This is a genomic window from Exiguobacterium sp. s16, assembly GCF_018618115.1.
Classification (GTDB): Bacteria; Bacillota; Bacilli; order Exiguobacteriales; family Exiguobacteriaceae; genus Exiguobacterium; species Exiguobacterium mexicanum_A.
Map to the genome: position 1 here is coordinate 252,309 of NZ_JACSLM010000003.1, position 11,579 is coordinate 263,887.

The 11,579-nt window shown below is 53.9% G+C and carries 11 protein-coding genes; 10 read left to right on the forward strand and 1 reads right to left on the reverse strand.

The window, feature by feature from the left end:
• Window positions 1-30: 30 nt before the first annotated feature.
• On the reverse strand, window positions 31-816 hold the full coding sequence (locus KNP86_RS08300) for an alpha/beta hydrolase (protein ID WP_214753687.1): 786 nt from the start codon (window positions 814-816) through the stop codon (window positions 31-33).
• Window positions 817-945: 129 nt separating this feature from the next.
• On the opposite strand from KNP86_RS08300, the gene glyA reads away from it, so the two are divergent.
• From glyA to KNP86_RS08350, 10 genes are all read left to right on the forward strand, one after another.
• The gene (glyA, locus tag KNP86_RS08305) at window positions 946-2,199 is read left to right on the forward strand and encodes a serine hydroxymethyltransferase (protein ID WP_034779234.1); all 1,254 of its coding nucleotides are present in this window, start codon (window positions 946-948) and stop codon (window positions 2,197-2,199) included.
• Between the two features lie 3 nt (window positions 2,200-2,202).
• Window positions 2,203-3,129 (forward strand): hypothetical protein, encoded by a 927-nt coding sequence (locus KNP86_RS08310; protein ID WP_214753689.1) that lies wholly within the window; start codon window positions 2,203-2,205, stop codon window positions 3,127-3,129.
• Window positions 3,130-3,275: 146 nt separating this feature from the next.
• Window positions 3,276-3,512 carry a hypothetical protein gene (locus tag KNP86_RS08315; RefSeq protein WP_034779230.1) on the forward strand — a complete coding sequence of 79 codons (237 nt, stop codon included), beginning with the start codon at window positions 3,276-3,278 and terminating at the stop codon, window positions 3,510-3,512.
• A 71-nt stretch (window positions 3,513-3,583) separates the two neighbouring features.
• Complete coding sequence (locus KNP86_RS08320) at window positions 3,584-4,261, forward strand: response regulator transcription factor (RefSeq protein WP_214753691.1); 678 nt, start codon at window positions 3,584-3,586, stop codon at window positions 4,259-4,261.
• A 1-nt stretch (window position 4,262) separates the two neighbouring features.
• On the forward strand, window positions 4,263-5,501 hold the full coding sequence (locus KNP86_RS08325; RefSeq protein ID WP_214753693.1) for a sensor histidine kinase: 1,239 nt from the start codon (window positions 4,263-4,265) through the stop codon (window positions 5,499-5,501).
• A gap of 116 nt (window positions 5,502-5,617) precedes the next feature.
• Window positions 5,618-6,334 (forward strand): hypothetical protein, encoded by a 717-nt coding sequence (locus KNP86_RS08330; protein WP_251130463.1) that lies wholly within the window; start codon window positions 5,618-5,620, stop codon window positions 6,332-6,334.
• Between the two features lie 128 nt (window positions 6,335-6,462).
• Window positions 6,463-7,692, forward strand: coding sequence for a hypothetical protein (locus tag KNP86_RS08335; RefSeq protein WP_214753697.1), 1,230 nt, complete (start codon window positions 6,463-6,465; stop codon window positions 7,690-7,692).
• Between the two features lie 362 nt (window positions 7,693-8,054).
• Window positions 8,055-9,470: a glycoside hydrolase family 191 protein gene (locus KNP86_RS08340; RefSeq protein WP_214753700.1), complete on the forward strand. Its 1,416-nt coding sequence runs from the start codon at window positions 8,055-8,057 to the stop codon at window positions 9,468-9,470.
• 143 nt (window positions 9,471-9,613) lie between these two features.
• Window positions 9,614-10,243: a uracil phosphoribosyltransferase gene (gene upp, locus KNP86_RS08345; protein ID WP_021066126.1), complete on the forward strand. Its 630-nt coding sequence runs from the start codon at window positions 9,614-9,616 to the stop codon at window positions 10,241-10,243.
• A gap of 154 nt (window positions 10,244-10,397) precedes the next feature.
• Window positions 10,398-11,549, forward strand: coding sequence for a GGDEF domain-containing protein (locus KNP86_RS08350; RefSeq protein ID WP_353048163.1), 1,152 nt, complete (start codon window positions 10,398-10,400; stop codon window positions 11,547-11,549).
• Window positions 11,550-11,579 lie beyond the last annotated feature (30 nt).

An 11,579-nucleotide genomic window follows, 5' to 3' on the forward strand; every position in this document is an offset into this window, starting at 1 on the left:
CCGGTCGCGAGGACCGGCTTTTTTTGTATGTTATAACTCTTCACTGAACAAGTAAGAAAGGACCATCGGGAACCGTTCACGCCAAGCGAGCTCGTTATGCACGCCTTCCTCGATGACCTCGAAACGGATATGGTCGACTTTGTCGTGGAGGAGCGCATAGACGCGTTCGCTCGACTCGAGATACATTTCGTTCGTCGGACCGTCCGCTGACGGTTGTTCGACTTCTTTCCGACCGACGTCCATATATAGACGTTCGACACCGCTCAAATCGCTCGACTCGATTAACTGTTCAAGCTCGGTCTGGTTGAACCAGAACGCCGATGATAGCGAGGCGACGCGTTTGAAGATGTCGGGATAGACACATGCGGCGTAAATCGAGATCAAGCCGCCCATCGAACTGCCCATCATCGCCGTCTCGTCCGGATTCGTCCGATAGTTCGCATCAATCATCGGTTTTAACTCTTGGGCGATGTATTCGATGTAGGCCGACCCTTGGCCGCCGAGCGTCACATCTTGACCGAGCAGGCTCTCACCGATGTATGGGTTTTCCCACGGTCCGTATTCGTCGAGTCGCATCTCGCCGGGGGCACTGTCGATGCCGACGATAATCAAGTCGCGTTTCGAGGCGTCCACATACTCGCCGGCGCGCCAACTCATCTTATAGCTCGCGTCCTCGTCGGCGAACACGTTCTGGCCGTCATGCATATAGAGCACGGGATAACGTTTGTCCGTCGTGTCGTAATCCGCAGGTGTATAAATCCGAACCGTCCGCTCGCGTTCAAACGGGGTAATCGTGATTTGTTTTGTCTCAATCATAAACATCCTCCTCTGATCGTCTTCTTCATTATGATACCCGACTTGCCCGTGGATTAGACGATACCCAAAAAAAGAAGCATATGTTACGATGGGGGTGTTGATTTTTAGACATTCAGAGGGGGTTTCAACATGGTAAACACGACGAAGTTGAAAGTACAGGATGCGGAATTGTTTGAAGCGATGCAACACGAGCTCGGTCGCCAACGCGAGAACATCGAACTCATTGCCTCGGAGAATTTTGTCTCAGAAGCAGTCATGGAAGCGCAAGGTGGCGTGCTCACGAACAAGTACGCGGAAGGTTATCCAGGCCGTCGCTACTACGGTGGTTGTGAGTTCGTCGACGTAGCCGAGAACTTGGCCCGCGACCGTGCGAAAGAGCTGTTCGGTGCAGAACATGCCAACGTGCAGCCGCATTCGGGTGCCCAAGCGAACATGGCCGTCTACTTTACAGTACTTGAAGCCGGTGACACGGTGCTCGGCATGAACTTGTCGCACGGTGGCCATTTGACGCACGGAAGTCCGGTCAACTTCTCGGGCGTTCAATACAATTTCGTCGAATACGGTGTGGACAAAGAGACAGAACACATCGATTATGACGTTGTCGCAGCCCTCGCGAAAGAACATAAACCAAAACTCATCGTCGCTGGTGCCTCGGCGTACCCGCGGACAATCGACTTCGCCAAGTTCCGTGAGATCGCCGATAGCGTCGATGCTTACCTCATGGTCGACATGGCGCACATCGCCGGTCTCGTCGCGGCCGGGCTTCATCCGAACCCGGTCGAGCACGCGCACTTCGTGACGACGACGACGCACAAGACGCTCCGCGGTCCACGCGGCGGCATGATCCTCTGTAAAGAGGAGTTCGCCAAGGCGATTGACAAGTCGATCTTCCCAGGGATTCAAGGTGGTCCGCTCATGCACGTCATCGCTGCGAAGGCAGTGGCGTTCGGAGAAGCGCTTCAACCTGAGTTCAAAGATTATCAGGCACAAGTCATCAAGAACGCACAAGTGCTCGCGCAAGGATTAGAAGAAGAGGGACTCCGCATCGTATCGGGCGGCACGGATAACCACCTTCTCCTCGTCGACCTCCGTGGCATCGATATCACCGGGAAAGCGGCCGAGCATGCGCTCGACGCAGCCGGCATCACGGTCAACAAGAACACGATCCCATTCGATCCGGCATCACCGTTCGTGACGAGCGGGATTCGTCTCGGGACGGCCGCGATGACGACGCGCGGATTGAAAGAAGACGATATGCGTGAAGTCGCTCGCTTGATTGGACGCGTCTTGACGAACCATGAAGATGAGGCGGTGCTCACCGAAGCGCACGAAGCCGTGCGCGCGTTGACGTCGAAGTTCCCGCTCTATCCTGAACGAGGCTGACGAATGGACGTACGGACACTCGCAGATCGGGAACTCGCGGAACTGCCGCTCATCGATATGACCGAATGGCTCGTCCGAAAAGGCGAGCACGACCCGACGTTTCGCCTCGTCGCGAACGAGTTCGAGGTCGTGACGACGCTGCTCGATCATGGCTATTATATCGAGGCAAGTGAACGGATCGTACCGCTTCTCGGGATGAAAGTGCCGGCGGCGTTTCATCGGCTTGGGCTCGCGCTCGAAGTGAAGGCGAACGGAAAGAAGGCGGCCAAGCGCCGCTTTCGTTCGTTCTCGCCGGCCGTCATCGGTCATGCGGACTTGTCAGATTGGAAGAATGCGTTCAAGTGGGACAAGACATGGCTCGGCCTGCCGCTTGTCGTCGGGCTCGGGCTGGTCGCGCTCGCCTTTTGGCCGGACCCGGCGCCACCCCCAGTGACGCCGTCCGCTTCCGACGAGCGGGTCGTGACGGTGACGGAAGAGGAGGCACTCGCGAAACGGTTAGAAGAACTCGAGAAAGAAGTCGCCCGGCTTGAAGAAGCGAACGAGGCGCTCCAAACCGAGGACGAGACGACCGAGTCGCCTGAGGCACAGGCCGTCATCCCGCTCGCTAAAGTCGAGACACTCGTCTCGGACAAACGATACGAGGAAGCCGATGCGCTCCTCGTCGGCAAGGCGAAAGCCGGTCAAGAACAAGCGGTCGGATTTTATCGCTTGCTCGTCGACAACAAGCTCGGTGAAGCGGAGATCGAAGACTATGCCGCCTATGTCGAGACGTATCCCGAATCAGGGTATAAAGCGGACGTCTTATGGATGAAAGGCATCGCCGAGAAGAAGGCCGGGGACGACACGTACCGGACGACGCTCGCAGAAGTCGCTGCCATGGATGGAACGTATTGGGCGCCGATCGCCAAGTCGGTGCTTGAAGAAAATTGAGGTCGCAGCGTGCTGTGGCCTTTTTTTCTCATCAAATTCTAATCTGTTTCACCGCTCTTTCTCAGCTCGCTCCCGTACAGTAAAGAAAGAAAATAGACAAGGGAGAGGGATTTATGCGCGCAACTAGCAGAGGAAAGATTGGAAGAATGATTCGAAGAGTGGCCGTCGGTGCGCTCGCATTGACACTCATGGCGGCAGGGGTCGCCGGGTTCCTATTATTCACCTTGACCGGTAACGCTTGGCTCGACCAAATCGCTCAAGTCGGGACTGATTTGGCATTTCAGGCGGAAGGAATTGAAACGACGTTTGACCGGATGGGCGATTCACTCGAATTGCGCATCGAACAAGCGATTCCAGAAGCAGTTCGTCCGTTTTTTGACTGAGGAATCCGGGAACACTTAGAATGATGCGTCGGGCGGACTGCTCGGCGTTTTTTTAAGAAAGGATGAATGGAATGCCTACGATTCTCGTCGTTGAAGACGATGCTAAAATTGCCAGATTACTCGAACTTGAACTTATGCATGCCGGTTATCAAGTCGAGGTCGCTCATGACGGGCGGACCGGGCTCGACCGGGCACTCACTGGTGGGATTGACCTCATGTTGCTCGATGTCATGTTGCCACAGATGAGCGGACTTGAAGTCGTTCGCCGCGTCAAAGAAGAGCAGCCGCTTCTCCCGGTATTGATGGTGACGGCACGTGGGGACCGTTACGACAAAGTGAGCGGGCTCGACCTCGGGGCCGATGATTACATCACGAAACCGTTCGAGATGGAAGAGTTGCTCGCACGGATCCGGGCGTTCTTACGGATGCGGCAACACGTCCAAGTCGATACGAGTGAACGGGTCTTATCTTATGAAGGGCTGACCGTCGACGTCAATCGTCACGAAGTAATCTGCGAGGGGCAAAAAGTCGACCTGACCCGGAGAGAGTTCGATTTGCTCGTCTATCTGCTCGAACATTCGGAACGCGTGCTCACGCGCGACCAACTCGTCGAACACGTCTGGGGCTTTGACTATTACGGGGACACGAACGTCGTCGATGTGTACGTCCGCTATGTCCGCAAGAAACTCGGAGGCTCTTGGATTCAGACGGTCCGAGGCGTCGGCTATATGCTGAAGCGTGGTGAATAAGGTGAAGCTACGGACGAAAATCGCTTTGGCGATGGCGGGGTTCATGTTGTTCCTCCTGATCACCTCGTTCGGTGTCGCCTGGCTCGTCTCGCGTCAACAGATTGTCGACGCCCGCTATGACGTCTTGCGCCAGGCACTCAGCTTGCTCGAGGAGGACGAGCGGAATCGCCAGGCCGTCTTGTCGTTACACGAGGACAGTGTCGTGCTCGAGCGACAAGCGAACGGCGCCTGGGGCATCATCGGCGGAGAGGCCGAGGAAGGATTGCGGTTTCCCGTCAATTTCGGCGAGCCGGCCCTCGTCGACGACTGGTTCGTCATCGCGACGTCGAACGGGCTCGGCTACGCGTTTCAAGACGCGGCCGTGAGTGAGACACTCCAGACGCTCGCCACGATCTTTCTCATCATCTTTTTGATCGCCGTGGCGATGACGTTCATCGGCAGCCTTTGGATCGTCAGGCAAGGGCTCGACCCGCTCCGCCGGCTCGAGACGACGATGGAACGAATCACGGAATCGGGCACCCTTGAGACCATCGATGTCGGGACGAGCCAAGACGAAGTGTCGACACTTGCGACCGGCTTCAATCAAATGATTGGCCGGGTCGAAGGGTCGATGGAGCAACAGCGTCGTTTCGTCGCCGATGTTTCACATGAACTGAAGACGCCGCTCACGGTCATCGAAGGGTACGCCAAACTGCTCCGGCGCTGGGGACAAAGCGACCCGGCCGTCCGTGACGAGGCGATCGACCATATTTTGACCGAGTCCCGGCAAATGCGCGAAGACTTGATTGAACCGATGCTTGAACTGAGCCGCTTCTCCTCACTTGAAGAAATCGAGGCTGAAGCGATTGAATTAACCGAGCTCGCCGAACAATTGACCGAGCGGTTCGAGCGTTCGCATGGCGTCCGGGTTCCAATCGAGGCGACAGGAACGTGGTACGGGCACCGTGATTCGCTGCAAAGGCTCGTCGTCATCTTCATCGACAACAGCTTGAAGTACGCGACTGACACGCACGTGACGATGACACCGAGTCGGATTGAAGTGCGTGACCATGGGACGACGCTGAGCGATGACGGCAGGGCGCGTCTGTTCGACCGTTTTTATCGACTCGATGAGGCGCGGGACCGGAGCGGCAGCGGACTCGGGCTCGCCATCGCCAAGGAAGTGGCCGACATGAACGGTTGGTCGGTCGGCAGTTACGCGAACGCGCCGGACGGCAGCGTCTTCTTCGTCGCAAAATGACAAAACTTTCGCAGATTCTCATCATTTTCTAATGGAATCCTCGTGGTGCTCTAAGGTCACCGTTCTATGATGAAGATGTAGAACAAGTTCACCACATGAAACGAGGAGGAAACATCATGAAACTAATCGGATGGATTTTAGGCGTCGGCTTGGCAGTCCTCGCCGTCGCAGGGATCGGGTTGTATGTTGCGAATGACAACACGGACACGGTCATCGTCCCGCGGTCGGTCGACAGTGTGAACAGTGGAACGGATGATGCTGCAGATGACGCACAAGACGAGGCGAACCAAGAAGCGGCCGCGTCGACAGAAGGAACAGCCTCGAGTGATACGCCGGTCCGCTCGGTCGATGACGATGATTATGAATTGTATGGTACCCTCGTCAACCTATCAGACCGGGACGTGACGATCAGCTTCAGCGGTAAAGAATCGACGTATCCGCTCGCGGCCCGTCATGAGATTGACGACGACACACCGAAAGCCGGTGACCGCGTCAAACTCGAGTTCAATCAAAACGAGGAAGTGAAGGAAGTCGACCGCGAGAGTGACGACTTTGACATCTACGGTACGTTCGTCAGCTTGTCGGACCGTGACGTGACCATCGAGCGTGACGGCAAGTCAGAGACGTTCAAACTCGCGAGCCGCTACGAGCTTGACGACGAGGCGCCAAAAGCCGGTGACCGCGTCAAACTTGAGTTGAACCTTCAACAGCAAGTGAAAGAGATTGAACGTGACGATGACCGGGATGACCAAGACGATCAAGATGATCAAAACGACGATCAAAATGATGACGACCAAGATGACGATCGGGACGATGATCAAGACGACGACTAAAAAAGTGCCACGCAAGTGGCATTTTTTGTTTGTTCTTCTAACTATATAAGTAATTATTATTGTATGATAAAGTGAAAAAGAAAATTTTAGGTGATAGTACCCAAATAAATGTGAAAGGAGGGGGCGGAATGAAACACGTCTTATGGATGATGATCGTTGGCATCATCTTTTTAAGCGGATGTGGCGCAAACGAGACGAACGCGCTCAACTTGCGGTCATTGTCGACGTATGCGATTCACCAAGACCGAGACATCCCGTTGACGTCTGCGCTGAAGTCGCGATTATTGAATTACTGTGAGCAAAAACCGACGGACGTGTTGCCGATGCGTCGGGCTGAAGTGGCCTCCATTACATTCCGTCATCCTTTCTACGACGAATTAGGCAGCAAGACCGTCAAATATTGGCGGAGCGGGGAGTCGCACTACGTCTCGTGCTTGAACAGTGACGAGCAAAACGCACGGGTCTTCCGCACGGACAAGATCGCAGCGTTCGAGGCTGCCGTTACGGCGAATTCTGTTGAAATCGAAGTCGGAGATACGCTGTCGTTCATTCCTGAACCGAACGTCGAAAATGTGATACAGTCCTTCTCGGTCAATAAGGCACACGAGACGATCATCCCAGGATCCGTCTTCCGGTATGAGACACCGGACCGAGGGGCGCTCCACGTCACGTACCAAGTCTTTCAGGACGGGGCGGCGAAAGGGCAAATGATCGAGCCCGGATTGTTCGTCTTTGAGAGCGGGAAGAACGATGGGGTCGCCTTCTTGACTCAATTGGCCGACAAGCGAATCACGTTACAGATGGGGAGGGAAGAAGCATGGGAACGTACCGTGCTACCGGCCGTCTTCACGGGCGAATATGTCGCCGTCGACTCAACGGAAGCCGTTTTTGCATCAATTGCGAATGAGCGCAGGCTGCTGAAGCGGGTTGTCCTAGCAGATGTGCCCATCCATGATTTCACTGAACGGGCATCGGTCGAGTTGTCGGAACGTTACGGGACCGTAATCGAGGTGTGGGGCACGGTGAAACGGCCTGGCGCCGGGGAATTGACGATTGTATCGGAGCCAAAAGAGACGATGCGTCTGGCGACGTATGAGACGGAGACGAAAATCGCCCATCTCGGTGGGCCGAGTACGAGCGACCTATTTGAATTGTTATCCCACGTGAAGCCGAGTAGTGGACAGCCGACCGGGGAACGATGCGGGACGCTCGCGCTCTATGAACAGTTGACCGAACAACGGTTTGACGTCTGGATGGAGGAAGGGCAAGACACCCTTCAATTGATGGACGTCGAGACGGAACGAGTCTATTTGATTGATCGTCTCGAATTAGAGTCAACGCTGAATACTTACATATGACCAAATAACTTATTGTTTTACCCGTTTCATGACACTTTCATGTCGTGAAGCGGTTTTTTGTTGTCAAATTGACACTATGTTTTCGTGAAAAACTATCCTATAATTTTTTTTGCGAAGGTTCAACATTACATACACGAATCCGATACATCCATAAAACACACAGCACTAACCTTCTCGTCATTTGAATAGAAAGAAAAGGGGGAACAACGAGACACAACTCCATTCAACCATCATCGTCCGTCACCACGTTTTGTCAGTCATCAGGAGAGGAATAGGTAGTGAAATTGAAAAAGTTAATTATGTCTCTAACGGTAGTGTTGTTAATTGTTAGTCTGAACATGTCTAAAACGGGGGCACAAACCATGAACCCACTCGACGGTGTGAAGAACTATCAAGTGTATTATGGCCATCCAACGGCAGCGATTCTAAAAGATATGCAGAACTACGATCTCGTCATCATTGAGCCGCTCCACTACACGAAAGCACAAGTGGAGCAAATCAAAGCGCGCGGGACGAAAGTGCTCGGTTATATTAGCGTCATGGAAGTCGCGACATGGAACACCGGTCTCATGTCAAAACTTCAATCAGGTGACTTCTTTACGCGTAACGGACAACGTGTCCATTACTCGGAATGGGATTCGTACTTGACGAACATCGCCTCGCCGCACTTCCAAGGGTTACTCCTTACGGAAATCCAGAACCAAGTCATCGCCAAAGGCATCGATGGCGTATTCATGGACACGGTCGGCGATATCGATAATGAACATTTGAACAACCCGACGGTGCTCAAACAACAACGAGACGGCCTCGTCAACTTCTTGAAACAAGCACGGGCTCGCTATGGGGATATCGCCATGGTTCAAAACTGGGGTTTCGACACACTTGAAACATCGACGGCGCCATATGTCGACGGCATCATGTGGGAGAGCTTCAACGCCGATACGATCAAGAGTGACGCTTGGTCACAAAACATGATCAAGAAACTACAAGCGGTCGACGCAAAGCACTCGGTCAAGACGCTCACGATTTCGACACGTCTTAGCGCGGACAGCCACAAGCTCGCCAAAGATTCTGGCTTCATCCACTTCCATGAAGCGGATGCTTACGTGAACTGGAACGCGGGACTTGTGACACGTACGAAAGACACGGCGCCGACACCAGCGCCAGTCGCGGTAGCACCGGCGACAAAGCCAGCTGAAACGACTACGACAAAGCCGGCTACAACGACAACGACGAAGCCAGCTGAAACGACTACGACAAAGCCGGCTACAACGACAACGACGAAGCCAGCTGAAACGACTACGACGAAACCGGCTACAACGACAACGACGAAGCCAGCTGAAACGACTACGACGAAACCGGCTACAACGACAACAACGAAGCCAGCTGAAACGACTACGACAAAGCCGGCTACAACGACAACAACGAAGCCAGCTGAAACAACTACGACAAAGCCGGCTACAACAACGAAGCCAGCCGCGACCAAACCTGCGACAGGAACGTCAACAACGCCAGTCGCTAAGCCGACGACAACGACGAAACCGGCTCCGTCGACGAATGACCAGACTGCGTCAAAAGAGAAGTCGACACAAAAGACAAAAGCCGAGTTGAAGCAAGAGAAGAAAGACAAGAAGAAGGCAAAAAAACTTGCAAAGAAGCATGCTAAAAAACATGCCGCCAAGCATGAAACGTCAAAACACCATCAGGCCGCCAAAGGCAAGATGTGTGGAAAAGTGAAACACAAGACGGCCGGTTTTCTGAATTTCTTCAAATTCTGATCGACGTGTCACCTGAAGCCCGAGGGATCGATTCCGTTCCTTCGGGTTTCGTCTGACCTCTTAGAAAACAGAAGTTGACCCTACCTTTCTCAGAAAAGTTAGGGTACAATGCTCAAGAGAGATTGAGAGAGGAGTGAAGCATGATGGGCAAAGTACACGTTTATGACCACCCATTGATTCAGCACAAGATGACGATTATGCGCAAAGTAGAGACGGGGACAAAGCAGTTCCGTGAACTCGTAGACGAGGTCTCGTCACTCATGGCATACGAAATTACACGCGACCTTCCGCTTACTGATGTAGAAATCGAGACACCGGTCTCTGTATCGACACAGAAGATGATCGCCGGCAAGAAATTGGGAATCGTCCCAATTTTACGGGCAGGCCTCGGCATGGTGGATGGCTTCCTCAAAATGATGCCGAACGTCAAAGTCGGTCACATCGGTCTATACCGTGACCCGGAGACGCTCGAGCCGCACGAATACTATCTCAAGTTGCCGACGGACGTCACAGAGCGTGACTTCATCGTCGTCGACCCGATGCTCGCAACTGGTGGTTCGGCCGCTGATGCGATTGCCGCGCTTAAAAAGCACGGTGCCAAGTCGATCAAGCTCGCTTGCCTCTGCGCAGCCCCTGAAGGTGTGGAACGTGTTCAAGCTGAACACCCAGACGTCGAAATCTATCTCGCCGCACTTGACGAGAAGTTGAACGACCATGGTTACATCGTCCCAGGACTCGGTGACGCGGGTGACCGTTTGTTCGGAACAAAATAAGCACGAACCCGTACAGAGAGGATCCGAGTGATCCTCTTTTTTGTGGAATGTGCCGCGATCGATTCAAAATAGTTGAGGTGAAGCGAGTCACGACCGATAGTAGAAAAGGAAGGGACCGTATGGCGGTCCGATCATGAAAAAGGGAAGAGACGCCGTGAAGACTAAATTCTCACTACTACAAAGATATTTGCTCATTTCTTTGATGGCGCTGTTTTTGACGAGCATCTGGAGCTATAGCGCGTTTCAAGATATCGAACGAGAGAACCGTCGTATCGTCGAAGAGGCGATCCCGATTGCGAACGCCGCCTCAGAGCTGCTCCGGTTGTTGCTCGATCAAGAGCTGTCGGTCCGAGGCTATACATATAATCAAGACACCCTGTCACTCGAACAGTATGAAGCGACGAAGCGCTCGTTGTCGGAGATGATTCACGTCATCCGAGAACTCGATCATCGTCACCCGATCATGCAGGAGTTGATTCAAGAAGAGGCGTTGCCGCTCATCCGACAGATGGAAGCGTTCCACGAATCGCAAATTGAGCTCGTCGAGGCTGGAGATATTGAAATGGCGAACGCGCGACGCTATAGTGGCATCGGCTACATCAATCGATTTAGGGACGTCGATGCGGCGATTCGTGAGGATATCGACAACATTATTCAACAGGCGTCAATCCGGAGTGATATCGCCTCGAGCTCGGCGAAGTGGGTGATCGTGATCGTCGTCGGGATCGCGTTGTTACTGTTGCTGACGTTCATGCATACGTTCCGGCTCGAGCGCAGCAAACAAGCGCTCATCCATCGCTCGTTGCATGATGCGTTGACCGGTATTTGGAATCGACGCGCCTTCGATGAACGATTCGAGCGGATGTGGGATGAGGCTGCGGAGACCGGAGACGTGCTCGCACTCCTCTTGCTCGACATCGATGCGTTCAAGGTGTACAACGATACGTACGGCCATTTGGCCGGAGACGCTTGTCTCGAACGGGTGACGAACGCGATCGACAAGGCGGTCGGGGGAGACGGGATGACCGCTCGCTATGGCGGAGAAGAGTTCGCGGTGCTGCTCAAGCCACGTCACGCCCGACAACCGAAAGAGATTGCTGAACGCATTCGACAAGCGGTGCTCAAACTGAACATCCCACATGAAGGTTATCATCCGCTTCGGAAAGTAAGTGTCAGTATCGGTGTCGCCGAACAAGCGCCTGCGCCGGGTAGCGAGAAAGGTGACTTGATTGAGGCGGCCGACCGGGCACTGTATCAGGCGAAGCGGAGCGGGCGCAATCGCGTCTCGGTCGGGAAAGCCGTTTGAATCAAGGAACGCCAAAAGACGACCATTCCG

Excerpts from the sequence above, each read along its gene's own strand:
- KNP86_RS08300 (WP_214753687.1), bottom strand. The coding sequence starts at position 816 with ATGATTGAGACAAAACAAATCACGATTACCCCGTTTGAACGCGAGCGG.
- glyA (WP_034779234.1), top strand. The coding sequence starts at position 946 with ATGGTAAACACGACGAAGTTGAAAGTACAGGATGCGGAATTGTTTGAA.
- KNP86_RS08310 (WP_214753689.1), top strand. The coding sequence starts at position 2,203 with ATGGACGTACGGACACTCGCAGATCGGGAACTCGCGGAACTGCCGCTC.
- KNP86_RS08315 (WP_034779230.1), top strand. The coding sequence starts at position 3,276 with ATGATTCGAAGAGTGGCCGTCGGTGCGCTCGCATTGACACTCATGGCG.
- KNP86_RS08320 (WP_214753691.1), top strand. The coding sequence starts at position 3,584 with ATGCCTACGATTCTCGTCGTTGAAGACGATGCTAAAATTGCCAGATTA.
- KNP86_RS08330 (WP_251130463.1), top strand. The coding sequence starts at position 5,618 with ATGAAACTAATCGGATGGATTTTAGGCGTCGGCTTGGCAGTCCTCGCC.
- KNP86_RS08335 (WP_214753697.1), top strand. The coding sequence starts at position 6,463 with ATGAAACACGTCTTATGGATGATGATCGTTGGCATCATCTTTTTAAGC.
- KNP86_RS08340 (WP_214753700.1), top strand. The coding sequence starts at position 8,055 with ATGAACCCACTCGACGGTGTGAAGAACTATCAAGTGTATTATGGCCAT.
- upp (WP_021066126.1), top strand. The coding sequence starts at position 9,614 with ATGGGCAAAGTACACGTTTATGACCACCCATTGATTCAGCACAAGATG.